This window comes from Curtobacterium sp. MCBA15_012 (assembly GCF_001864935.2).
In the GTDB taxonomy this organism is placed as follows: Bacteria; Actinomycetota; Actinomycetes; order Actinomycetales; family Microbacteriaceae; genus Curtobacterium.
The window spans coordinates 3,412,251-3,435,612 of sequence record NZ_CP126267.1; the positions used below are offsets into that span (position 1 = coordinate 3,412,251).

Annotated in this window: 23 protein-coding genes; 14 read left to right on the plus strand and 9 right to left on the minus strand. The window is 75.3% G+C overall.

The window, feature by feature from the left end:
- Positions 1-210: 210 nt before the first annotated feature.
- The 4 genes from QOL15_RS15810 to QOL15_RS15825 form a co-directional block, all read right to left on the minus strand.
- Entirely contained in the window at positions 211-762 is a 552-nt protein-coding gene (locus QOL15_RS15810; protein ID WP_139197339.1) for a hypothetical protein, read from the minus strand.
- 492 nt (positions 763-1,254) lie between these two features.
- On the minus strand, positions 1,255-1,956 hold the full coding sequence (locus QOL15_RS15815) for a response regulator transcription factor (protein ID WP_071246049.1): 702 nt from the start codon (positions 1,954-1,956) through the stop codon (positions 1,255-1,257).
- The gene (locus tag QOL15_RS15820; RefSeq protein ID WP_083393873.1) at positions 1,953-3,176 is read right to left on the minus strand and encodes a sensor histidine kinase; all 1,224 of its coding nucleotides are present in this window, start codon (positions 3,174-3,176) and stop codon (positions 1,953-1,955) included. The genes QOL15_RS15815 and QOL15_RS15820 overlap by 4 nt, the downstream gene beginning before the upstream one ends.
- A complete protein-coding gene (locus QOL15_RS15825; protein ID WP_071246047.1) occupies positions 3,173-3,670 on the minus strand; it encodes a hypothetical protein in 498 nt (165 codons plus the stop codon). The genes QOL15_RS15820 and QOL15_RS15825 overlap by 4 nt, the downstream gene beginning before the upstream one ends.
- 132 nt (positions 3,671-3,802) lie before the next feature.
- Between QOL15_RS15825 and QOL15_RS15830 the strand changes: the two genes are divergently transcribed.
- The 6 genes from QOL15_RS15830 (at position 3,803) to QOL15_RS15855 (ending at position 9,215) form a co-directional block, all read left to right on the plus strand.
- Complete coding sequence (locus QOL15_RS15830; RefSeq protein ID WP_071246045.1) at positions 3,803-4,645, plus strand: spermidine synthase; 843 nt, start codon at positions 3,803-3,805, stop codon at positions 4,643-4,645.
- Between the two features lie 197 nt (positions 4,646-4,842).
- Positions 4,843-5,628 carry a DUF4064 domain-containing protein gene (locus QOL15_RS15835; protein ID WP_071246043.1) on the plus strand — a complete coding sequence of 262 codons (786 nt, stop codon included), beginning with the start codon at positions 4,843-4,845 and terminating at the stop codon, positions 5,626-5,628.
- Positions 5,629-5,771: 143 nt separating this feature from the next.
- Positions 5,772-6,653, plus strand: coding sequence for a hypothetical protein (locus QOL15_RS15840; protein ID WP_071246042.1), 882 nt, complete (start codon positions 5,772-5,774; stop codon positions 6,651-6,653).
- Entirely contained in the window at positions 6,650-7,141 is a 492-nt protein-coding gene (locus QOL15_RS15845; protein ID WP_071246041.1) for a SprT-like domain-containing protein, read from the plus strand. The genes QOL15_RS15840 and QOL15_RS15845 overlap by 4 nt, the downstream gene beginning before the upstream one ends.
- A 17-nt stretch (positions 7,142-7,158) precedes the next feature.
- Positions 7,159-7,854 carry a CGNR zinc finger domain-containing protein gene (locus tag QOL15_RS15850; RefSeq protein WP_065962084.1) on the plus strand — a complete coding sequence of 232 codons (696 nt, stop codon included), beginning with the start codon at positions 7,159-7,161 and terminating at the stop codon, positions 7,852-7,854.
- Between the two features lie 104 nt (positions 7,855-7,958).
- The gene (locus tag QOL15_RS15855; protein ID WP_065962082.1) at positions 7,959-9,215 is read left to right on the plus strand and encodes an Nramp family divalent metal transporter; all 1,257 of its coding nucleotides are present in this window, start codon (positions 7,959-7,961) and stop codon (positions 9,213-9,215) included.
- A gap of 86 nt (positions 9,216-9,301) precedes the next feature.
- On the opposite strand, the gene QOL15_RS15860 is transcribed toward QOL15_RS15855, so the two are convergent.
- Positions 9,302-9,604 (minus strand): DUF427 domain-containing protein, encoded by a 303-nt coding sequence (locus QOL15_RS15860; RefSeq protein WP_065962111.1) that lies wholly within the window; start codon positions 9,602-9,604, stop codon positions 9,302-9,304.
- A 50-nt stretch (positions 9,605-9,654) separates the two neighbouring features.
- Complete coding sequence (locus tag QOL15_RS15865) at positions 9,655-10,266, minus strand: hypothetical protein (protein WP_139197337.1); 612 nt, start codon at positions 10,264-10,266, stop codon at positions 9,655-9,657.
- A gap of 150 nt (positions 10,267-10,416) precedes the next feature.
- Between QOL15_RS15865 and QOL15_RS15870 the strand changes: the two genes are divergently transcribed.
- The 4 genes from QOL15_RS15870 to QOL15_RS15885 all read left to right on the plus strand — a co-directional run bounded on the left by QOL15_RS15870 (position 10,417) and on the right by QOL15_RS15885 (position 12,733).
- Positions 10,417-11,049 (plus strand): GNAT family N-acetyltransferase, encoded by a 633-nt coding sequence (locus tag QOL15_RS15870; protein WP_065962079.1) that lies wholly within the window; start codon positions 10,417-10,419, stop codon positions 11,047-11,049.
- 74 nt (positions 11,050-11,123) lie between these two features.
- Complete coding sequence (locus QOL15_RS15875) at positions 11,124-11,603, plus strand: hypothetical protein (RefSeq protein ID WP_071246040.1); 480 nt, start codon at positions 11,124-11,126, stop codon at positions 11,601-11,603.
- Between the two features lie 97 nt (positions 11,604-11,700).
- Entirely contained in the window at positions 11,701-12,342 is a 642-nt protein-coding gene (locus QOL15_RS15880) for a DUF1684 domain-containing protein (RefSeq protein WP_370692412.1), read from the plus strand.
- A 22-nt stretch (positions 12,343-12,364) separates the two neighbouring features.
- On the plus strand, positions 12,365-12,733 hold the full coding sequence (locus QOL15_RS15885) for a GntR family transcriptional regulator (protein WP_083393872.1): 369 nt from the start codon (positions 12,365-12,367) through the stop codon (positions 12,731-12,733).
- A 215-nt stretch (positions 12,734-12,948) separates the two neighbouring features.
- Here QOL15_RS15885 and QOL15_RS15890 read toward each other — a convergent pair whose 3' ends face one another.
- Positions 12,949-13,866 carry an endo alpha-1,4 polygalactosaminidase gene (locus tag QOL15_RS15890; protein WP_254784081.1) on the minus strand — a complete coding sequence of 306 codons (918 nt, stop codon included), beginning with the start codon at positions 13,864-13,866 and terminating at the stop codon, positions 12,949-12,951.
- A gap of 275 nt (positions 13,867-14,141) precedes the next feature.
- Here QOL15_RS15890 and QOL15_RS15895 point away from each other — a divergent pair, with 275 nt between their 5' ends.
- Both QOL15_RS15895 and QOL15_RS15900 read left to right on the plus strand, forming a co-directional pair.
- Positions 14,142-15,779 (plus strand): DEAD/DEAH box helicase, encoded by a 1,638-nt coding sequence (locus tag QOL15_RS15895; RefSeq protein ID WP_065962105.1) that lies wholly within the window; start codon positions 14,142-14,144, stop codon positions 15,777-15,779.
- A 169-nt stretch (positions 15,780-15,948) separates the two neighbouring features.
- Entirely contained in the window at positions 15,949-16,149 is a 201-nt protein-coding gene (locus QOL15_RS15900) for a CsbD family protein (RefSeq protein ID WP_065962075.1), read from the plus strand.
- A gap of 112 nt (positions 16,150-16,261) precedes the next feature.
- On the opposite strand, the gene QOL15_RS15905 is transcribed toward QOL15_RS15900, so the two are convergent.
- Entirely contained in the window at positions 16,262-16,804 is a 543-nt protein-coding gene (locus QOL15_RS15905) for an NUDIX hydrolase family protein (protein WP_071246038.1), read from the minus strand.
- Positions 16,805-16,877: 73 nt separating this feature from the next.
- Here QOL15_RS15905 and QOL15_RS15910 point away from each other — a divergent pair, with 73 nt between their 5' ends.
- Positions 16,878-17,495 (plus strand): alpha/beta hydrolase, encoded by a 618-nt coding sequence (locus QOL15_RS15910; RefSeq protein WP_071246036.1) that lies wholly within the window; start codon positions 16,878-16,880, stop codon positions 17,493-17,495.
- A 190-nt stretch (positions 17,496-17,685) separates the two neighbouring features.
- Here the strand turns inward: QOL15_RS15910 and QOL15_RS15915 are convergent, their stop codons facing one another.
- Complete coding sequence (locus QOL15_RS15915; RefSeq protein ID WP_370692493.1) at positions 17,686-18,342, minus strand: PadR family transcriptional regulator; 657 nt, start codon at positions 18,340-18,342, stop codon at positions 17,686-17,688.
- Positions 18,343-18,517: 175 nt separating this feature from the next.
- On the opposite strand from QOL15_RS15915, the gene QOL15_RS15920 reads away from it, so the two are divergent.
- Positions 18,518-23,320 (plus strand): ATP-dependent helicase, encoded by a 4,803-nt coding sequence (locus tag QOL15_RS15920; RefSeq protein ID WP_071246032.1) that lies wholly within the window; start codon positions 18,518-18,520, stop codon positions 23,318-23,320.
- The last annotated feature ends 42 nt before the right edge of the window (positions 23,321-23,362 follow it).

Below are 23,362 nucleotides of genomic sequence, written 5' to 3' on the forward strand. Positions count from 1 at the left end.
TGATCGGTGAGCTGATCCCGCCGCCATATACGGGATGGGCTGACCAGGGCGCGTGTTCGACCGCAATATGACGACACACGGATGCCAGGGAGCGCGAACTGTCATCATAGGTCGCCCCTGTGCGCGCTGTCCAGTCCTGGCTTGACCGGATTCGGCGATGGCGTGTATAAGCCCGCAGACCGCTCGGGTGTTCCCGCCTGTCGCCTGGTCTCAGGCCCCCGGTCGGGCCTCCAGTGCCCGGCGCACGCGCTGCGCGTCGTCGGTCCGGACGAACGTCACGCGACCGCGGTCGTCCGTGATGCGCACCCCCCGGCCCGGCGTCAGCAGGAGCGCGCGGACGCCCCGGCCGAGACGCAGCCCGACACCGCCGAACGTCGTGGCGTCCGCCTCGACGACCGCGACCGCCGCGATGCTGCGGCGGGCGATGTGCCGCGGCGGCAGGGGTCGGAAGCGCAGCACCACCTCGGTGTCGGTCACCGCGATCCCGGTCCGCGCGAGCAGCAGCAGCGCGCCGGCGACGAGCGCGACGACGCCCGGCACGAGGAGCGCGACCTCGGGGGCCTCACCCGGCCAGTCGAGGACGGCCGCGGTCAGCGCTCCGCCGCCGAGGAGCAGGACCGCGCCGACGACGCGCATCCAGCGGGGTGCGGTCTCGCCGTGCGTGCGCACGGCGGCGGGCGTCGGCCGGGAGGCGCGGGTCGCCCGGGTGGGTCGGCCCACGCGGGCGGGTCGGAGCGTGGGCACGCTCAGGGTGTCGGTCATCGGGTCCTCCTGCGGACGGTCCGGGGAGCGTGCCGCCGGTGGGGTCGGCGGGACCGACGGCCGGGTCGGGTCCGTCGGCTCGTCGGGACCGCCGGGTCGGTGGTGGCACGCGTGGTGTCGGTGCCTCGTCGCACGCCGGGCGGCGTGCGACGAGCGCACACCGACGACGGCTGCCCGGGGCGTGCCGCGCGGGGGGAGCACGGGTGCCGGTCGGGCGGCGTCGTGGTCACGGGACGGGCGGGCACGGCGACTGCCGGAGCGCGGTGTGGGGCCGCGGGGCCGGGCGGGGTGCTCGACACCGGTCGGGTGACGACCCCGGGATGCTACGTGTGCCGCCTCGACGTCTGCTGGGCACCGGTCGGACGGGGAACGGGTCCGCTGAGCGCCGACGGCACAGGTCGGCGCGGGTCGGCGCAGGCCGGCGCGGGTCGGCGCGGGTCAGCGCGGGTCAGCGCGGGCCGGCGCGGGTCAGCGCGGGCCAGGCGCCACGCCTCAGCGCAGGACGAGGGCGACGGCCTCCGCGCGGCTCCGGACGCCGGTCTTCGCGAAGACCTGGTTGACGTAGGACTTGACGGTCGGGACGGTGAGGAACAGCTCCCGCGCGATCTCCGGGTTCGTCCGGCCCGCGGCGATCCGGTCGAGCACCTCGGCCTCGCGCGGTGTGAGCTCGGGGAACCGCCGCCGCAGCGCCGCGGGACCGTCGACCCGGCCCTGGTCGTGGTCGTGGACGGGTCCGGGGTCCGGTGCTGGGCCGGCCGTCGGCGAGCCCGCGCCCCCGGTCAGGCGGGCGACGAGCCGGGCTCCGACGCCGGCGTCGAGGGTCGTCTGCCCGGATGCGACCGCCCGCACCGCGGCGGCGAGCTCCACGCGGCCGGCGTCCTTCGTCAGGTACCCCCGGGCGCCGGCGCGCAGGGCGGCGTCGATCGAGTCGTCGTCGGCGTACGTCGTGAGCACGATCACCGCGACGTCCGGGTGCGACGCGGTGATCGTCGCGGTCGCCGTGGGCCCGTCGACACCCGGCATCCGCAGGTCCATGAGCACGACGTCCGGCGGGTCCGCGGCCACGGCGGCCACCGCGGCGGCCCCGTCGGCGGCCTCGCCCACGACCTCGAGGTCGGGCACGAGCGACAGCACCGTCACCAGGCCGTCCCGGACGATCGCCTGGTCGTCCACCACGAGCACCCGGATCGTCACGACGTCACCCCCGGCACCCGCATGGTGACGACGAACGCGCCGTCGAGCGCCCCGGCGTGCAGCGCGGAGCCGTCGCCGAGCTCCGCGAAGCGCTCCCGCATCCCGACGACCCCGTGCCCGTCACCGGTCCGGGCGGGGCCACCGGAGTCCGCGAGGCCGGTTCCCGGGCCGTCCGGGTCCGGGCCGCCGGCGTCCGGGGTGCCCGCACCGGGGCCGAGCGGGTTCGCGACCGTGACCCGGACCGCGTCGCCGTCCCGCTCGACGGACAGCACCACGGGGCGGCCCGCCGCGTGCCTGCGGGCGTTGCTCAGCGCCTCCCGGACCGCCGCCACCACCGCCGCACGGTGGGCCGCGTCGACGGCGGTGAGCGCGACGTCCCCGTGCGTCGTGACGGTGCCGCCGAACGACCGGTGCGCCGCGACCAGGGCGGGCAGGTCGGTCGGCGCGGCCGGGCCGGGCGTCGGCGGGGTGGGGACGTCCTCGCGGAGGGCGTGCACCGCGCGCCGGGCCTCGGCGAGCCCGCTCGCGGCGAGCGTCCGGGCCTCCCCCGCGCGTCGGGTGGCCTCGTCGACGCGGCCGGCCTCGAGCAGGGCCTCGACCGCGTCGAGCTGCAGCACCAGGCCGCCGAGGGAGTGGGCGAGGACGTCGTGCACCTCGCGGGCGGCTCGCGTCCGGTCGGCCAGGAGCTCGGCGCGCTGCCGCTCGACCTCGGCCTGGCGGGTCCGTTCCCCCGCGATGCGCGCCTGCCGCCGGCCCGACCCGACGGCCGCGGCCAGGAGCAGCCCACCCCCGGTGCCGAGCACGACCGTCACCGGTGCACCGGCGACCACGGCGGTGGCGGCGACGAGGACGAGGGCGACGACCGCGGCGACCGGTCCGGCCCAGACCGGTCGTCTCGCCGCGAGGACCACGACGCCGACGAGCGGCACGGCCACCATCAGCGCGCCGGTCGGGACGACGACGGTGGCTCCCGCCAGGACCATGCCCCACGTGGCGACGACGAGCACCCGGTCGGAGCCCGTGAGGACCCGGAGCAGCCAGGCGGCGAGCGCCACCGTCCCCACGGTCCACACCCACGCGGGAGCGGCGTCGGCGAGACCGGTGCGGACGAACCAGTACGAGACGACCGCGATCCCGACCAGGTCGAGCACGCGACTCGTCACGGAGCCGGACCGACCCCGCACGGGATCGGTCCCGACGGGTCCCGGGCCGGTGGTCACCGGACCATCATGCCGGTGGCGGGGCGCGGGATCCGCTGGTCGACGACGAGGGCACGGGCTGCCCGGTTGAGCGCGAGGACGAGCAGGACCGCACCGGTCGAGGTGAGCAGGTGCGCGCCGAGGTGGCCGCCGAGGACGTCGAGCCCGATGCGGACGACGATCAGGACGACCCAGAGCCCGGCGCCCGCCCAGCCCGTGCGGGCCTGCAGCGTCCGGCCCTCGGTGTCCGGGGCCGCGGTGCGGAACCGGGTCATCGCCCCCATGGCCAGGCCGGCGCCGATGCTCACGAGGGCCTCGACGCCGAGGAACAGCACGTCGAGCGTCGTCACCGCGGCGGCGGACTGCGCGAGCACCACGAGCCCGACGGCGCCGAGGACGAGCGGCGCACGCCAGACCCGTGTCGGGTCGACCGACCGCCAGGTCGCCTGTCGGTACGCGAGGTACCCGACGAGGGCCAGGCCGATGACGATGTTCGCGAGGAGCTGGACGGACACGGTGTCCCCTTCCGGTGGGTGTCCGGCGGGGGTCCCCGACCGGTGCCACCAGCCTCGCGAGCGGGCCGGCGCGGGCACACCACCCCAGGGTGGTGGTCCGGGTGGGGATCGCGGGTGGTGTTCCATGGGGGCATGGCAGATGCGAGCGACGGCTTCCGGATCGGTGCGGGCTGGGCCTCGGTCGAACCGGACCGGCACCGCCCCGGGTCCTTCACGCTCGTCGTCGACGGGACGCCGCAGTCGCACGTCGACCTCGAGGACCCGACGCACCTGGCCTTCGAGTACATCCGGCGGATCGGGCACGCGATCGACCTGCTGCCGCCCGGCCCGGTGACGGCGCTGCACCTCGGTGCCGGTGCCCTCACGCTCCCCCGCTACGTCGCGGTGACCCGGCCGGGGTCCCGCCAGCAGGTCGTCGAGCTCGAGCGCGACCTGGTGGACCACGTGCGCGAGGAGCTGCCGTTCCCCCGCGGCGCCTCGATCCGGGTGCGGTACGGCGACGCCCGCGAGGTCCTCGGCAAGCTGCCCGCCGGTCTGCGCGGCACGGTCGACCTGGCCGTCGTCGACGTGTTCGGCGGCTCGCAGATCCCCGCGCACGTGACGAGCGTCGAGTTCTACCGCGAGGTCGCCGCGTTCCTGTCCCCCACCGGCGTCGTGGCGGTGAACGTCGCGGACGGCGCGGGTCTGGCCTTCGCCCGGGGCCAGGCGGCGACCCTGCAGGCGGTGCTGCCCTCGGTCGCGGCCGTCGCCGACACCGGCATGCTCAAGGGCCGGCGCTTCGGCAACATCGTGCTGCTCGGGTCGCCGACCGACCTACCGGTCGCCGAGATGCCCCGGCTGTACTCGTCCGACCCGATGCCCGCCAAGGTCGTGCACGGTGCCGAGCTGCGCGCGTTCACGGCCGGGGCGCCGGTCGTGACCGACCAGACCGCCGTCGCCTCGCCCGAGCCGAACCGCAGCGTCTTCGGCGGCTGACGCGCGCACCCGGGTGACCGGGTGCCGGACGGGAGGCGCGGTGCCGGTCGTGCGCCGCGCCTCCCGTCCGTCCGTGGTCGCGGCAGACCGCCGGACGCACGGTCGGCACCGACGACCCGCCGGACGTGTCCACCACCCGGCTGCCAGGATGGGGGACACGACCGCGCGGCTGCGCGACCGAGCGAGGGAGTCCCCTGATGACGAACGACGACCGGAGCAACGAGGACGGGGCGGGCGACGGCCGCGCCCCGAGCTGGGGCGAGGCACCGCAGCACCGCCCCGAGGACGCACCGCGGTACGGCGAGCACGCCGACCAGCAGGACGCCCCGCGGTGGGCTGCGTCGGAGGCCCGCGACCGCGACGACGAGCCGCGGTACGGCGAGCGCGCACCACAGTACGGCGAGCGTGCCCCGCAGTACGGCGAGCAGGCGCCCCGCTACGGCGAGCACGCGCCGAAGGAGGGTGCGGGCGACCGCCACGACTCCCCCACGTGGGGCGAGCAGCACGGGTCCCACCAGCCGTACGCCGCGTCGGCGGCCCCGGCGTCGGCCGGCGGACCGGCCTGGCACGCCTACGAGGAGCCGAAGCGCAAGAAGAAGACCGTCGGCGTGATCGCCTTCCTGGTCGGGCTGCTGTCGCTCGTCGTCGGCGTGATCGGCGGCGCCATGATCGGCGCGGCGGTCGCGAACAGCGGCATCCTCGACGGGCTCGCGCAGGGCGGCACCGCCCCGAGCCAGCAGGAGCTCCAGCAGCGGCTCATGCAGGACCCGTCCGCGCTGTCGTCGGTCGGGTCGGCCGGTGTCGTCGTCGGCATCGCCGCGATCCTCGGCCTCTGGGCGTTCGTGCAGGGCATCATCGCCGTCGCCACGAAGCGCGGGCGCGGCTGGGGCCTGTTCGCGATCATCCTCGCCGTCGTCGCGACCGTCGCCACCTTCGGCACGTACATCGCGATCGCCGCGTCCGCGGTCGTCGGCAACAGCTGACACCACGACCCGCCCGACGGCCCGTCCCGCGCCGCGGGGCGGGCCGTCGTCGTCCGGGGGCACCGGGGGCGTCGCGGCGTCCTCGTGCCCCCCGTGCGCGTGGCACCGCTCGTTCACGGCGGGCCGCGGTTACGCTCGACCCGATGTCCCTCCCGCCCGACGACAGCCAGCAGCCCGACCGCGACGACCGCGCCCGGGAGCCCCGCCACGCCGCCCCGGTGACCGCCGGTGTCAGCCCGGGGAGCACCTTCGCGCCGATCAGCCTGCGTCCCGCCGTCGACGCCGAGGCCGTGCAGCAGCGCCTCCGCGACCTCGGGCAGAGCCGCAGCACCGACGCCCTCGCCGAACGCGCCGAACTCCTGCGCCTGCTCGGCCGCCTGGACGAGTCGCTCGTCGTGGCCGAGGAGGTCTTCCGCCTGACGATGTTCACGGGCGAACGCTCCGACAAGGTGGCCTCCCGGATCCGACGGGCCCACGTGCTGCACGACCTCGGCCGGTACGAGCGCGCCGCCGCCGAGGCCGCGATGGCCCGCGACACCGCCCGCACCGAGGACTGGCCCGAGCTCGAGGGCGCGGCCGCCGAGCTCGAGGGCTGGTCGCTGTTCGAGCTGTCCCGCTTCGACGAGGCCCGGTCGGCCCTGTCCCGGGCGTACCAGGCGTTCCGCCAGGCCGGCGCCCCGTCCGAGCGCACCGAGGCACTCCGAACCGCGGTCGAGGCCGCGCTCCGGGCCTCCGCGGCGCAGCCGAAGCCCGCCGAGGACCGGCCCCGCACCGCCCGCGAGGTCGCCGCACGCCGGGCCGAGGACGACGAACCGGCCACCACGCGCGTCGCCGAGCCGGTCAAGCAGATCCCGCCCGTCCGCCGTCGCGTGCTCGGGGCCCCGGACGCCGCACGGACCGAGGCCGACGAGCTGTGGGGCCGCATCGCCGCCCGCGCCGCGTCGAAGGGTCAGGCGCCGCGCGACGAGCCCGACCCCGACGCGCCCGACACCGACCCCGGGCTCGGCGGCGCCGGACGCCGGTGACCGCGCCCGACCAGGTCCGGGAGCGCGCCGAGCAGCTCCTCGCCGAGCACCTCGGACCGGGCGACTGGACCTTCGCGTTCGACCACGCGAAGACCCGCGCCGGCCAGTGCGACTTCGGCCGACGCCGCATCACGGTGAGCCGGCACATCGCCGCCCGGGTGTCCGACGAGGACGTCGAGCAGGTCCTGCTCCACGAGGTCGCGCACGCGCTGGCCGGACCGCGTGCCGGCCACGGTCCGACGTGGCGACGGACCGCCGCGGGGATCGGGTACACCGGGTCCCGCCTGTACGACGGCCCCGTCGCCTCCGAGCTCGCGCCGTGGGTCGGCACGTGCCCCGCAGGGCACGAGCACGTCCGGTACCGCACCCCCACGCGCACGCTCGCGTGTGCTGCGTGCTCGCGCCGGTTCGACCCGCGGAACACGATCACCTGGCGCCGTCGCTCGGATACCGCAGGATCGATCCCGAGCGTGGAGGCGCGCCGGTGAGCCGTTAGCCTGGGCGGATGCACACGGGGCAGCACATCCGGACGGACAGCGGGTCGTCGTGGTTCTTCGACGCCGGCCGGATCGCCCTCGACTTCGCGCACACGGGCGGCTTCGCGGACGACCCGGACGGGCGGCGCCCCCGCTCCCGGCTCGGCGAGCTCCTCGTGACCCCGGCCGACCTGGACGAGTGGCTCGGCGACCACACCGAACCGATCGACGTCGGCGCGAGCGCCCGGGAACTCCTCGACGCACGGGCCCTGCGTGCCGCGATCGGACGCCTCGCCGTCGCCGCCGCGCCCGCTCCCGCCGACGACGCCGCCACCCGGACCGCCGTCGCCGCCGGGCTCCGCGCCGGGACCGGACGGACCCGACCGGCACCCGACGACATCGACACCGTGAACCTGTTCGCGGCACTGCCCGACGTGCCGCCGAGCCTGCCCGGCGGACGCCGTCGCGCCGGGGCGAACCGGGTCCGCCTGGCGCAGGCGCTGTCGAGCGTGGCGCGGGACGCGGTGGCCCTGTTCACCGAGGTCGGTTTCGACGACGTCGCCGCCGACGGCCAGCCGACGCGCCTGAGCCGGTGCTCGGCGGAGGACTGCGGGCTCGTCTTCTACGACTCGTCCCGTGGGGGCACCCGCCGTTGGTGCTCGATGCAGCGGTGCGGGAACCGGGCGAAGGTGCGGGCGCACCGGGCCCGGCGCGCGGCGGCCTGAGCGGCGGGCACCGAGCACCGGGCCGTCGGCCGCTCCGTCCGCTCCTTCTGCACCGCGCCGAATCCCTGGATTCGGTCCCCCGAATCCTCTGGCATCCTGGTCGCGTGACCGACACCGCCGCCCCGACGAGCGCACCCACCGGGGACGCTCCGCGCCGTCGCGCCGCCAGCCTCACGTTGCTCGGCCCGGCCTTCGTCGCCGCCATCGCCTACGTCGACCCGGGCAACGTCGCCGCCAACCTCACCGCGGGGGCGACGTACGGCTACCTGCTGCTCTGGGTCCTCGTCGCCGCCAACGCCAGCGCCGTCGTCGTGCAGTACCTGTCCGCGAAGCTCGGGGTCGTCACCGGGAAGTCCCTGCCGGAGCTCCTCGGCATGCGGATGCGTCGAGCGCCGCGCCTGCTGTTCTGGGCCCAGGCCGAGGTCGTCGCCGCCGCGACCGACGTGGCCGAGGTCATCGGCGGGGCGCTCGCCCTGCACCTGCTGTTCGGCGTGCCGCTCGTCGCCGGCGGGGTGATCACGGGCGTGGTGTCGATGGCGATCCTCGTGCTGCAGAACCGGCGGGGCGCCCGCGCGTTCGAGGTCGTCGTCACGGCCATGCTCGCGGTCCTGACGGTCGGGTTCTGCGCGGGACTGCTGTTCGCGCAGGTCTCGCCCGGCGAACTCGTGTCCGGGCTCGTGCCGCGCTTCGAGGGCTCCGGGTCGGTGCTGCTCGCGGCGTCGATGCTCGGCGCGACCGTGATGCCGCACGCCGTGTACCTGCACTCGGCGCTCGCCCGCGACCGGCACGGTGCCACCCCCGCCGGTCCCGAGCGCCGCCGGGTGCTCCACATGACCCGGTGGGACGTCGCACTGGCGCTCGTCGTCGCCGGCGGGGTGAACGTCTGCATGCTCGTGCTCGCGGCGGCGACGCTGCCGGGCGTCGCGGGCACGGACACGATCCCGGGCGCGCAGGCGGCGATCGAGGCGAACGTCGGCCCGGTCGTCGGCGTGCTCTTCGCCGTGGGGCTGCTCGCGTCGGGGCTGGCGTCGACCTCGGTGGGCTGCATGGCCGGCGCGGAGATCATGCACGGGCTGTTGCACGTACGGGTGCCGCTGCTCGCCCGGCGGCTCGTGACCCTGGTGCCGGCGCTCGTGCTGCTCGCGGTGGGGGCGGACGCCACGATGCTGCTCGTGGTGAGCCAGGTGGTGCTGAGCTTCGGGATCGCGTTCGCGATCGTGCCGCTGGTGGCCTACACGTCGCGCCGGAGCGTGATGGGCGACGACGCCAACGCGGTCGCCACCCGGGTGGTCGCGTGGGTGATCGCCACCGTGATCGTCGCGCTCAACGTCGCGCTGGTCGTGCTCACCCTGACCGGGTGAGCACGACCGGGTGAGCACGACCGCGCGAGGTGCGCGGTCGGTCACGCGGGACCGGCCCGCACGCACGACCGCGTGGGGCGCCGGCGTCAGTCGACGACGCGGACGTCCTTCCAGAAGGCGTAGTAGCCCGAGTAGTCCTGGCCGACCCGGTCGAACGACGAGGGGATCGGCGTCGGGTACGACCACGCGCGGTCGGGCAGCGCCTGCCCGTCGACCGTGACCGTGTAGTACTGCGTGTCGCCCTTCCACGGGCAGTGGTACTGGGTGTCGCTCTCGGTGAAGAACTCGGGCTTCACGCTGGACGGCGGGAAGTACCAGTTGCCCTCGATCTGGACGAGGTCCTCCTTCGGGGCCTCCGCGATCACGGTGTCGCCGACGACTGCCTTCATGACGTGTTCCTCCACTCGCGGCGTCGGGGCGACGCCTGCGATCCGGAACGCTACGCGCGCGGCCCCTGTTCCCGCTGCGCACCGGAACGGCCCCGCTGCGTGCCGGGGCGGAGGACGACGAGGTCCGGTCCGGCGGCGAGCGCCGTCCGCACGTCCTCACGGTCGAGACCGGACGCCCCTTCGGCGGCGCTGACGAGGTGGCGCACCGCCTGCCGGAGCCCCGTGTACGCGGCGCAGGCGGCGCAGGCGGCGGCCGCCTCGGGTGCGGTGTGGTCGATGCCGACCGCGACGAGGGCGTCCACGACCGCACCGGCCGCGAGCAGGTCCTCGACGGCGGGGTCCGGGGCCGCTGCGGTGTCGGCGGGCTCGCCCGCCGCCTCGGCGGCGTCCGGGTGCGGCCCCGCGGTCCGGCCCGCGGCGACGACCGCGACGACGCACCGGTCACCACGCTCGGCCTGGAGGCCCGTCACGCGTTCCGCGACCGCACGCGCGTTCCCGAGGTGGCCGAGCACGACCTCCGGCCCCACCGGCACGCGGGCTGCCGCGGCCCGGGCATCGCGGTCACGGTCGGCCGCGGACGTGCCACGTCGCTCGGGCAGGACGTCGACCCAGACCACCAGGTGTGCGTCCGCGGCGACGCGCTCGGCGCCGGCGACGCCCACGCGAACCGGACCTGGTACTGCCCCTGGGTGCGTGCTGCCACGGGGCCACGATACCGAGCGCGACGGCCTGTCCGTCCGCTCAGGAGCCCTGGCCGCGGGCGGCGTCCGGAGGTCGATCGGTCAGCGCGACCGACCGTAGGATCGGTGACCATGGAGCTCGCCCCCGTCCCCACCCTGACCGGCGACCGCGTGACGCTCGAGCCGCTCGACCCCGAGCACGCGGACGACCTGCGGGCGGCGGTCACCGACGGCGACCTCTGGCGCACCTGGTACACCTCGGTCCCGGCGCCCGACGCGGTCGACGGCGAGATCGAGCGCCGGCTCGCGGAGCACGAGGCCGGGCGCATGGTGCCGTTCGCGATCCGCGACCGTCCGACCGGCCGGGTCGTCGGGGCCACGACCTTCGCGAACATCGACGTCCCGAACCGCCGCGTCGAGATCGGGTACACGTTCCTCGCCCGGGCGGCGCAGCGCACCGGGATCAACACCGAGGCCAAGCTCCTGCTGCTGTCGCACGCGTTCGAGACCTGGCAGTGCATCGCGGTCGAGTTCCGGACGCACTGGCACAACCAGCAGTCCCGCGCGGCGATCGCGTCCCTCGGCGCCAAGCAGGACGGGGTGCTCCGCAGCCACGCGATCGGCCGCGACGGAACCCTGCGCGACACGGTGGTCTTCTCGATCACCGCTGCCGAGTGGCCGACCGTCCGGCTGTCGCTCACCGAGCGGCTGCGCAACCGCGACCGGGCCGAGGGCTCCCGCCGCCGGGCCGCACGGCACGCCTGATGCGCGTTCCGCCGACCGCGAGGTGACGCCGGGCCGGCCCGGACGTCCCAGCGTCCGCGGGTAGCGTCCGGCGCATGCACGTCGGACTCCGCATCGTCCTGGACGCGCCGGTCGACACCGTGCGCGACGCCCTGCTGTCCCCGGCCGTGATGGTCGCGGTGACGAAGCCGTTCCTGGTGTACCGGTCGCGGTCCCCCGAGGGCCTGCCCGTGCGGTGGACACCCGGCGAACCGCACCCGATCACCGCGGACGCGTTCGGCGTCGTGCCGAGCGGCGACACCCACGTCGACATCGACCGGTACGAGGTCGACGGCGTCCCCGTGCAGCGCGACGACGGCGGTGGCGTCTCCGGGCTGTTCGGCCGGATGACGATGGCGCACCGGATGGCGACGGTCGACCTCGGCGACGGGCGGACGCTGCTCCTGGACCGGCTGACCTACCGGATGCGGCCCGCGGTCCTCGGGATCGCGCTCTGGCCGGGCATGTGGGTCATCTGGCAGTGGCGCGCCCTGCGGATGCGCCAGCTCGCCCCCACCTGGCGACCGGGGGCCTGACCCGGCGGTCGACCCCGCACGGCGGGTGCGGTGCCGTGACGGGACGATCGCGGCCGGTCGCTGGCACACGCGGAGCGCCCGGGCGTACGCTCGCCGTGTGAGCCAGACGCAGGAGCCGAGGGCCCAGGACCGTGTGCACAGCACGCTCGCGACCGTGGACTGGCGTCGGATGACGTTCGACCTGTACCGCCGGGTCCGCGCGACGCCAGACCCCGAGACCGCCCACGCGATGTGGCGCGAGACGCGGGACGCCATGTTCGGCGAACACCCCGCGAGCCCGCTGCTCGACGAGGACGCCCGCGACTTCGAGGCGCTGCCCGTCCCGGACTACGACCCCGAGTGGCGGTTCCGCGCCCGGGTCGAGACCGCCGAGCCCCTGGCGATGGACGTCGAGACCGGGACCGACGGCACGGTGCACTTCGACCGCCTGGGCGTCGTCCGGCTGCCCGGCATCGGGTCGCTCGACGTGTGGTCGCACGGCGGCTACGCGGGCGGCGTGTTCGTCCCCGTGAAGGACGCCAGCGCGGGCCGGGCCCGGGGCACCTACGGCGGCGGACGGTACCTGCTCGACACGATCAAGGGCGCCGACCTCGGGGGCGACGACGGCGAGCTCGTGCTCGACTTCAACTTCGCCTACAACCCCTCGTGCGCGTACGACCCGGCCTGGGCGTGCCCGCTCGCGCCGCCCGGCAACACGGTCGCGGTGCCGATCCCGGTCGGCGAGCAGTACGACTTCTGACCCTCGACGAGCAGGACAGCACATGGAGCGCATGACCGGACTCGTGGCCCTCGACGCCGGCGGGCGGGTGCCACCCTTCGAGCAGGTGCGGTCGCAGATCGCGGCCCAGATCACGGCGGGGTACCTCGTCGACGGCGAGCGCCTGCCGAGCGTCCGCGCCCTGGCGGAGGAGCTCGGGCTCGCCGCCGGCACCGTCGCGAAGGCCTACCAGCTGCTCGAGGAGGCCGACCTCGTGCACACCGCACGGGGTGCCGGCACGCGGGTCGTCCGACCGGTCGAGGCCCCTGGTCCGGTCACCGAGGCCGCCCGTGCCCTCGTCGCCGCCGCCCGCGAGGCCGGACTCTCCGCCGACCAGGCCGCCGCCGCCGTGCACGAGGCCTGGCCCGCCTGACCACCTGACGGCCACGCCGGCGACCGTCACCGCCTGCCGCGGACCGACCGGACCGACCGCAGCCAGCGGGGCGGACGCGCACCGCGCCTCCCCACCGGCCCCGCACGTCCGACCGCAGCCGGCGGGGCGGACCCGCACCGCGCCTCCCGGCCGGTCCCACCGACCGCCACCAGCGCGACGGACCCGCACCGCGCCTCCCGACCGACGCGACCGCGTCAGCAGTGCTCGGCGACGTACGCCGGGTCGGACGGCACCACGAGGTCCCGGTCCCGCAGGATCGTCATCGCGGGCCGTTCCGCCAGCGCGCACACCTCGGACCACGGCCGCCCGAGGGTGTCCGCGTACTCGACGTCGACCACCTGGTCGCCGTACACGTCGGTGTAGGCCGAGCACTCGTCGTACTGCACGCACTCCTCGGCGACCACGAAGTCGAAGCCCGTCCGCTGCCGTCCCGTCGCACCGAGCTGGGGCGTGTTCTTCTGCCCGACCGCGAGGCCGTGCGCGTGCCCGGTCCGCACCAGGTCGGCGGCGAGCGCGAGGTTGCCCGCCCGGGTCAGCCGCCCGTCGGAGCGCGTCCACGAGTCGAGGTTGTCGAACTCGACCGCCGCGAACCCGCGGTCGGCGCACCGGGCGACCACGGGCGACAGGACGGCGAGGACCTCGGCGCGCGTGGCGGCGGTCCTCGTGTCGAGCAGCACCTCGTCCGGCCAGCCGGGGTCGGACACCGGTTCGCCGTCCTCGTCGCGGAGCACCGCGTCGGGGTGGTGGTCGAGCCAGTCGTCGGTCTCGTCCGGCTGGGTCTGGAAGCCGTTGACGTAGCAGATCGAGTACACGCCCGCGGCGGGTCGGGCGGTGCTGTCCCGCTCGACGACCGTGACGTCCGCGGCGGGGGCGTACGCGCCGCCGAGCTGGTAGTCCGGCACGCCGCCGGTGGGCAGGGCGCGCACCCGTGCGCTGCTCGACGACGGCTCACCGGCGGTCGGGACCGGCGGGGCCTGCCGGGCCGACGCCACGCCGACGGGCGCGGTCGCGGACGGTGCGCCACCGCCCGCGCAGGCGGTGGCGCCGAGCACGAGGAGCACCGCCGTCGAGACCGCGACGAGAGCGGTGCGCGGGGTCGTCCGAGGGGCCACGAGCAGGATCATCGCACGCGCTCGGCGAACGCCCACTGCCCAGCGGGGCCGACGACCGCTATGCTGGGGGTACTCGAGGCGCCGATCGCCTCGTGCGTCGTACGGACGCCCCGAACTCCCGACCGGTCACCGGTCGATGATCACGCACCAGCACATCGGTGCCCAGGCTCTCTGCTGCGGCGACTGCGCCGGCCTCCCCGGCCGCGCAGGATCCCCGCCCGCGCGCCGGACACGAGCGCGCCCACGGCCGGCCCACGCCGGCTGGAAGGGTCATGATGACCGACTCCACCACCCGTTTCTCCGACCTGGGCGTCCCGGCCCCGATCGTCGACGTCCTCGCCCAGCAGGGCAAGGAGACCGCCTTCCCGATCCAGGCGGACACGCTCCCTGACTCGCTGCGCGGCAAGGACGTGCTCGGCCGCGGCCGCACCGGCTCGGGCAAGACCATCGCGTTCGCGATCCCCCTGGTCGCACGGCTCGCCGCCAACCCGAAGCAGCGCCGTGCCGGTCGACCGCGCGCCCTCGTGCTCGCCCCGACCCGTGAGCTCGCGACGCAGATCGACGCGACCCTCGCCCCGCTCGCGAAGGCCATGGGCCTGAACACCACGACCGTCTTCGGCGGCGTGGGCCAGGGCCGTCAGGTCGAGGCGTTCAACCGCGGCGTCGACGTCGTCGTGGCCTGCCCCGGCCGCCTCGCCGACCTCATGCAGCAGGGCCACGTGAAGCTCGACGCGATCGAGGTCACCGTCCTCGACGAGGCCGACCACATGGCCGACATGGGCTTCCTGCCCGGCGTCACGAAGATCATGCAGGCGACGCCCGAGAAGGGGCAGCGCCTGCTGTTCTCGGCCACGCTCGACAACGGCGTGGACAAGCTCGTCAAGAAGTTCCTGCACTCGCCGGTCATGCACTCCGTCGACGACGAGACCAGCCCCGTCGAGGCGATGACGCACCACCTCTTCGAGGCCGCCGACGCCGACGTGAAGAAGGACCTCGTCCGGATGCTCGCCTCGGGCACCGGCCGCCGCATCTTGTTCATGCGCACGAAGCACCACGCGAAGCGCCTGGCCAAGCAGCTCTCGAGCCAGGGCATCCCGGCCGTCGACCTGCAGGGCAACCTGTCGCAGGGCGCGCGCGAGCGGAACCTCGCGAAGTTCTCGTCCGGTGAGGCCCTCGTCCTCGTCGCCACCGACGTCGCCGCCCGTGGCGTGCACGTCGACCACGTCGAGCTCGTCGTGCACGTCGACCCGCCGACCGAGCACAAGGCGTACCTGCACCGTTCGGGCCGCACCGCGCGTGCCGGTTCCTCGGGCGACGTCGTCACGGTCACGCTGCCGGCCGAGCGCCGCGACGTGGCGCAGATGATGCGTGCCGCCGCCATCTCGGTCAAGCCGCAGCAGGTCACGGCGACCTCGCCCGCGGTCACCGCACTCGTCGGCGAGGTCGCTCCGATCCGCCACGTCGAGGAGCAGCCCGCCCAGCAGCAGCAGCGCCAGCGCCAGCCGCGCGTCGCGGACGCCGGTGGTGACGGCGGCGGTCGTCGCCGTGGTCGCGGCGCACGGTCGGGAGGCGCGGCCCAGCCCGCCTCGGCCGGTGCGTCGGTCGCGTCCGGCCGGTCCGGCAACGGGCGCGGCGGTCGTCCGGCGACCGAGGGTGCCGGCACGTCCGGTGGCCGCGGTGCCGGTCGCGGTGCGGCCTCGGGTGCCGCTGCGACGGGCGGTGGGCAGCGTCGTGGTGGCGCCGCCGGCCGTCGTGCGTCGAGCGACGTCGTGCGCGGTGGCTCCAGCGCCGTGTGGTCCTCCGACGGTGGGTACGCCGCCGGCCGCAGCAGCGGTTCGGAGACGGGCGGCCCCCGTCGCCGCTCCGGCTCGCGTCGGGCCACGCGTCCGGCGGGCTCTGCCGACCGCCACTGATCGGGCCCGCACCCCGCCGGCCACGGAGTCGGCCCGGCGGTCGGGTGTCGGCCTCCGGCTGAACCTGGACACCGGGTGCGAACCCGGTCGTCCGGCGGCGTAGGGTCTCCTGCACCGGACGCCGCGCGAGCGGCCGACGGGGAATCGTCCGTCGTTGGAAGGAGACCGTATGGCTGGCAGCGAAGAGAACCACACCGGCGAGAAGCTCGTCGGCAAGGTCAAGGAGGGTCTCGGCAACCTGACCGGCAACGACAAGCTGAAGGCCGAGGGTCAGACCGACCAGGCCAAGGCGTCGGCCAAGCAGGGCGTCGACGACGTCAAGGACGCGGCGCACGGCGTCGCGGACAGCCTCCGCAACGACAAGCACTGAAGCCGGTCTCCAGACCGCGCTGCGAAGCCCCCGGATCCGATCGGATCCGGGGGCTTCGTCGTGCACGGGGCGCCCGCGCGGGCGCGTGGCGCGTCAGTGCAGGGCTGGTGCGTCAGTGCAGGGCGCCGACGGAGGCGAGGCCGGCGCGGAGCAGGGTGCCGCGGCCTCCCTCCATCTCCTCGGCGACGGCGCCGGACGCCGCCTCCATCGGGCTCATCCACGTGAGCTCGAGTGCGTCCTGGCGCGGCTCGCACGTGCCCGTGACCGGGACGACGTAGGCGAGCGAGATCGCGTGCTGTCGCTCGTCGGTGAACACCGAGGCGCCGGGCAGCGGGAAGTACTCGGCCACCGTGAAGGGGGTCGGGCTCGCCGGCAGCTGCGGGAAGGCCATCGGACCGAGGTCCTTCTCGAGGTGCCGGAACAGTGCGGTCCGGATCGACTCGCCGAACATCACGCGGCCGGAGACGAGCGTGCGGGCGATCGACCCGCTCGGCGAGACGCGCAGGAGCACCCCGACCTCGGTCACGACGCCGAGGCCGTCGAGCCGGACGGGCAGGGCCTCGACGTAGCAGATGGGCAGCCGACGGCGGATGTTCGCGAGCTCCTCGTCGGACAGCCAGCCGGAGTCGGGGTCGGGGGTGCGCAGCGAGGCCATGCACCGTGTCTACCAGTCGGCCCGGCGAGTTCGGCGTACGGCGCGGCCTCCGGGGACGGCTAGCGTCGTCCCCGTGATCGATGCAGACCTCGTGCAGTGGACCCGGCCGGCCGAGGAGCGTGCGGGGACGCCGCTGCTCGTGATGCTGCACGGGGTGGGGTCGAACGAGCGCGACCTGCTCGGCCTGGCACCCGCGCTGCCCCTTGCCTGGACGACGGCATCGCTCCGCGCGCCGATGTCCTGGGGGCCGGGGTTCTCCTGGTACCCGCTCGGCACACCGGGCTCCCCAGCGCCGGGTCCCGTGGACGCCGCAGCCGAGGAGGTCCTGGCCTGGATCGACGGCGTCGCCGCCGCCCACCCGCGCATCGGGTTGCTCGGGTTCTCACAGGGGGGATCGATGGCGCTGCAGCTGCTGCGGGCCCGTCCGACGGGGTTCGCGTTCGCGGTGTCGCTGTCCGGCTTCGTCGTGCCCGTGACGGACGCCCGTGACGACGCCGTGGCCGCCGTCCGCCCGCGGGTGTTCCTCGGGCACGGGGACGCCGACCCGGTGATCCCCGCCGAGGCGACCGCACGGACGCAGGCATGGGCGGCGGCGCACGCCGACGTGACGGACCGGACGTACCCGGGCCTGCCGCACGCGGTCTCGGCGGCCGAGCTCGCCGACGTGGCCGGGTTCGTCGACGCCGCCTGACGTCGGCGGGGGTCGCTTGGTGGGCGACGGACGTGGCGGATGGAGCAGGAAACGTCGGGTGCGTGGCGCCGACCCGACGTCGTCTGCTCCGTCCGCGGGTCGCGGGGGCGACCGGTGACGGCCGGGAGGCGCGTGGCGGGCCCGCCACGCGCCTCCCGGCAGTCGTTCGGTCGCGTCGCGACGTGCGCCGCTAGTCGGCGAGGATCTGGAGCAGGTCCCGGCGGAGCTGGTCGACCTCGGCGGTCGCCGCCTTCGTCTGCTCGTCGGTCGCGCTCGTCCGGTAGACGTGCAGCACGCCCGTCACCTTCCGGAACGCCTCGACGAACTCGCGCTGCGTGTCGGGCATGCCGGGTGCGGACGCGAACGCCGCGGCGATCTCGTCCGCCTTCGCCTCGGCCTCGGCCCGGCCCGCGTCGGTGAGCTCGAAGAGCGTCTTGCGACCGTCGCCGGTGGCGACGACGAGGTCCTCGTCGACGAGCTGCTGCAGCGTCGGGTAGACCGAGCCGGGGCTCGGCTTCCAGGCGCCGTCGGTGCGCTCGGCGATCGTCTTGATCACGGCGTAGCCGTTCTGCGGCCCCTCGGCGAGGAGGCCGAGGATCGCCAGGCGGACGTCGCCGCGGCGGCGGCGTTCGCGGCCGGGGCCACCGCCGGGCCCGAAGCCGGGGAAGCCGGGACCGAAGCCCGGGAGGCCGCGTCCGCCGGGGCCGAAGCCGCCGCGTCCGCCGTGGTCGTGGTCACCGCGGTCCCGGCCGGGGAAGCCGTGGCCGTGGTGCTGCCGTGCACCGCCGAAGCGGGGGCCGCGGGGGCCGGAACCGCGCTCGTCGCGTCGGCCGTGCGTGTGGTTCATCTGGTCGTCGTGCATCGGGTGCATGAGGACTCCTTCGTGGTCGTGGGTTCCGATCGGGACCCCTTCAGTCATTGTCGTATCGCGATGCGTCAACGATAGATCGCTAACTATCGTTGTGTCAAGGAGTTGCTTCCTCGGCCCGCTGTCGGTGGCCGCGGGCAGGATGGGACGGACCATGACGGACGTCCTCGAGCGCTTCTCCCCCGCCACCGCCGAGTGGTTCCGCGGCGCGTTCGCGGCACCGACCGCCGCACAGGCCGGCGCGTGGGACGCCGTCTCCACCGGGCAGCACGCCCTGGTGGTCGCCCCGACCGGCTCCGGCAAGACCCTGGCGTCGTTCCTGTGGTCGATCGACCGGCTCATCAGTGCCACCGACCGGCCCCCTGCCAAGCAGCGCACGCGCGTGCTCTACGTCTCCCCGCTGAAGGCGCTCGGCGTCGACGTCGAGCGGAACCTCCGCAGCCCGCTCGTCGGCATCACGCAGACCGCCCGCCGGCTCGGGACGGAGCCGCCCGAGGTCACGGTCGGCGTCCGCAGCGGCGACACCCCCTCGTCCGACCGGCAGCGCCTGCTCCGGCAGCCGCCGGACATCCTCATCACGACGCCCGAGTCGCTGTACCTCATGCTGACCTCGGCGGCGCGGGAGACCCTGGTGAACGTCGACACCGTCATCGTGGACGAGGTGCACGCGGTCGCGTCGTCGAAGCGCGGGGCGCACCTCGCCGTGTCGCTCGAGCGGCTCGACGACCTGCTCGACAAGCCGGTGCAGCGCATCGGGCTGTCCGCGACGGTGCGTCCGGCGGAGGAGGTCGCCCGGTTCCTCGGCGGCCGTGCGCCGGTCACGATCATCGCCCCGCCCGCGCAGAAGACGTTCGACCTGCGGGTCGTCGTGCCCGTCGACGACATGACCGAGCTCGGCGCTCCCCCGGTCGGGGCCGACGCCACCGAGTCGCCGACCAACGGCTCGATCTGGCCGCACGTCGAGGAACGCGTGGTCGACCTCGTCGAGGAGCACCGGTCGACCATCGTGTTCGCGAACTCGCGGCGCCTGGCCGAACGCCTGACCGCCCGGCTCAACGAGATCCACGAGGAACGGGTCCTCGCGGCGCGGGACGACCGCGAACCGGCGACCGTCGGGGCTGTCGGTACCGCCGGGACCGTGGGCCCGGTGACGCAGTCGCCCGGTCGTGCGTCCGCGCACGCCCCGGTCGCGCAGCCGAAGCGGCCGCCGGCGCAGGTGATCGGGCAGTCCGGGCAGACGGACGGCGGTGGCTCCGACCCCGCGGTCCCCGTGCTGGCCCGCGCGCACCACGGTTCGGTGTCCAAGGACCAGCGCGCGATCATCGAGGACGACCTGAAGTCCGGGCGGCTGCGCTGCGTCGTCGCGACGAGCTCGCTCGAACTCGGCATCGACATGGGCGAGGTCGACCTGGTCGTCCAGGTCGAGGCGCCACCCTCGGTCGCGAGCGGTCTGCAGCGCGTCGGGCGTGCGGGACACCAGGTGGGCGAGATCTCGCGGGGCGTGCTGTTCCCGAAGCACCGCGCCGACCTCGTCAACAGCGCGGTGACCGTCGAGCGGATGGTGTCCGGGCAGATCGAGTCGATCTCGGTGCCCGCGAACCCGCTCGACGTGCTCGCCCAGCACACGGTGGCGGCGGGGGCGATCGACACGGTCGACGTCGAGCACTGGTTCGACCTCGTGCGGCGCAGTGCCCCGTTCAGTTCACTGCCGCGCTCCGCGTTCGAGGCGACGCTCGACCTCGTCACCGGGCGGTACCCGAGCGACGAGTTCGCCGAGCTGCGCCCCCGCTTGGTGTGGGACCGCGTGCACGGCACCCTGACCGGTCGCCCCGGCGCACAGCGGCTCGCGGTGACCAGCGGCGGGACGATCCCCGACCGTGGCATGTTCGGCGTCTTCATGGTCGGCGAGAAGGCATCGCGCGTCGGTGAGCTCGACGAGGAGATGGTCTACGAGTCCCGCGTCGGCGACGTGTTCGCCCTCGGGGCGACGAGCTGGCGCATCGAGGAGATCACGCACGACCGCGTCATCGTCAGCCCCGCGTTCGGGCAACCGGGTCGCGTGCCGTTCTGGAAGGGCGACGGCATCGGCCGGCCCGCCGAACTCGGCCGCGCCACCGGGGCCTTCGTGCGCGAGGTCGACGGCGCCTCCGACGAGGACGCCCGCGCCAGGGTCGCCGCTGGCGGACTCGACGAGCGCGCCGTGACGAACCTGCTGACCTTCCTGCGCGACCAGCGCGAGGCGACCGGGCACGTGCCGAACGACACGACGCTGCTCGTCGAGCGGTTCCGCGACGAGCTCGGTGACTGGCGGCTCATCCTGCACTCGCCGTACGGCATGCAGGTGCACGCGCCGTGGGCCCTGGCGGTCGGCGCGCGACTCCGCGAGCGGCACGGCATCGACGGCGACGCGATGGCGGCCGACGACGGCATCGTCGTGCGCATCCCCGAGACCGACGCCGAACCCCCTGGTGCCGACCTGTTCGTGTTCGAGCGCGACGACCTCGAGGCACTCGTGACCGACGAGGTGGGCGGCTCGGCGCTGTTCGCCGCCCGGTTCCGCGAGTGCGCGGCGCGGGCGCTCCTGCTCCCGCGCCGGAACCCGGGGCAGCGGTCCCCGCTCTGGCAGCAACGGCAGCGGGCGTCGCAGCTGCTCGACGTCGCCCGGAAGTACCCGTCGTTCCCGATCGTGCTCGAGACCGTGCGCGAGGTGCTGCAGGACGTGTACGACGTGCCGGCGCTGCTCGGCATCTCCGACCAGATCGCCGAACGGAGCATCCGGCTGGTCGAGCGCGAGACCGAGCAGCCGTCGCCGTTCGCCCGGTCGATCCTGTTCGGCTACGTCGCGGCCTTCATGTACGAGGGCGACTCCCCGCTGGCCGAACGCCGAGCGGCGGCGCTGTCACTCGACTCGACGCTGCTCGGCGAGCTGCTCGGTCGGGCGGAGCTCCGCGAGCTCCTCGACCCGACCGTCATCGACACGGTCGAGCGCGACCTGCAGCGGCTGTCGCCCGACCGCCGCGCGCGGGACGCCGAGGGCGTCGTCGACGTGCTCCGCCTGGTCGGGTCGCTCGACGTCGCCGAGGTGACGGCGCGCAGCTGGCTCGCCGACGAGGCCGACCAGCAGGCCGCGGTCGCGACGGTGCAGACGACCCTCGAGGCCCTGGAGCGCGACCGCCGCGTGCTCTCGTTCAGCCAGGCCGGCACGACGCGGTGGTCGGTCATCGAGGACGCGTCACGCCTCCGGGACGCCATCGGGGTCCCGCTGCCGATCGGCGTCCCCACCGCGTTCGTCGAACCCGTGGCCGACCCGCTCGGCGACCTCGTCGGCCGGTACGCCCGGTCGCACGGGCCGTTCTCGCTGCCCGACGCCGCCGCCCGACTCGGGCTCGGGGTCGCCGTCGTGCAGGACACCCTGCGCCGCCTGGTCGCCGACCGACGCGTCGTCGAGGGTGAGTTCCGTCCCGACCGCCAGGGCGCCGAGTGGTGCGACGCCGAGGTCCTCCGACGCATCCGCACGAAGTCACTCGCGGCACTCCGGCACGAGGTCGAACCGGTCTCCCCGGACACCCTGGCGCGGTTCCTGCCGGCGTGGCAGCACGTGCACACGCCGGGCACCCGTGGCGGGCTGCGCGGGGTCGACGGCGTGCTCCAGGTCATCGACCAGCTCGCCGGGGTCGCCCTGCCGGCCAGCGCGTGGGAGACGCTCGTGCTGCCGTCCCGCGTCACCGACTACTCGACGAGCATGCTCGACGAGCTCACGGCCACGGGCGAGGTGCTGTGGTCCGGCGGCGGCACCCTGCCCGGCAACGACGGCTGGATCCGCCTGCACCTCGCCGACACCGCCGGGACGACCCTCGCCGAACCGGCCGGCGACGAGACGACCGAGCTCCAGCGCGACGTGCTCGGTGCGCTCGCGGGCGGTGGCGCGTACTTCTTCCGGCAGCTCGGCCAGGCCGTCGGCAGCACCGACGACCAGGCCCTGACCACGGCCCTCTGGGACCTCGTCTGGGCCGGCCAGATCACGAACGACACCTTCGCACCGCTCCGGGCGATGCTCGGCGGTCGTGCGAAGAGCACGAGTGCCCCGCGGACCCGCGCCTACCGGGGTCGCCGCCGCCCGACGCTGCCGTCGCAGTCCGGGCCGCCCTCGGTCGGCGGTCGCTGGTCGTTGCTCCCGCTCGCCGAGTCCGACGCCACCGTGCGCGCCGCGGCGACGGCCGAGCAGCTGCTCGAGCGCTACGGCGTCGTGACCCGGGGAGCCGTGCAGGTCGAGGGCGTGCGCGGCGGGTTCGCGGGCGTCTACCGGGTGCTGAGCCGCTTCGAGGAGTCCGGTCGTGCACGGCGCGGGTACTTCGTCGAGGGACTCGGCGCCGCACAGTTCGCGACGGGACCGACGGTCGACCGGATGCGGACGTACGCCCGCGACCTCGACGACGAGGCCCGCCCGGACCGCGACCACGACCGCAGCGCGCTCACCCTCGCCGCGACCGACCCCGCGAACCCGTACGGTGCGGCGTTGCCGTGGCCCTCCGACGACGCCCCGGCGCCGCAGGACGACGCCGACCAGGCCGTCGCCGGTGGTGGGGCGGCTGGCACCTCGCCGAGCACGTCGTCCTCCGGCACGGCTGCGCGCGCGGTGACCGGCTCCTCCGCCGGCGGGACCACCGGCGGGCGCGGACACCGGCCGGGGCGCAAGGCGGGCGCGCTCGTCACGACCGTCGACGGGCGGCTCGCCGTCTACGTCGAGCGCGGCGGGAAGTCGGTGCTGACCTTCACGGACGACCCGGCCGACCTCGCCGCGGCCGCCGCGTCGATCGCCGCCGTGGTGCGCTCCGGGCTGAAGAAGCTCGCGGTCGAGCGGGTGGACGGGGACTTCGTGCTCGAGACCCCCCTCGGGTCGGCGCTGCGCGAGGCGGGGTTCACGGCGACCCCGCAGGGACTGCGGCTCCGTGTCTGAGGCGACGCACGCCGCGCGGGAGCGCCGCGCACACGCGATCGA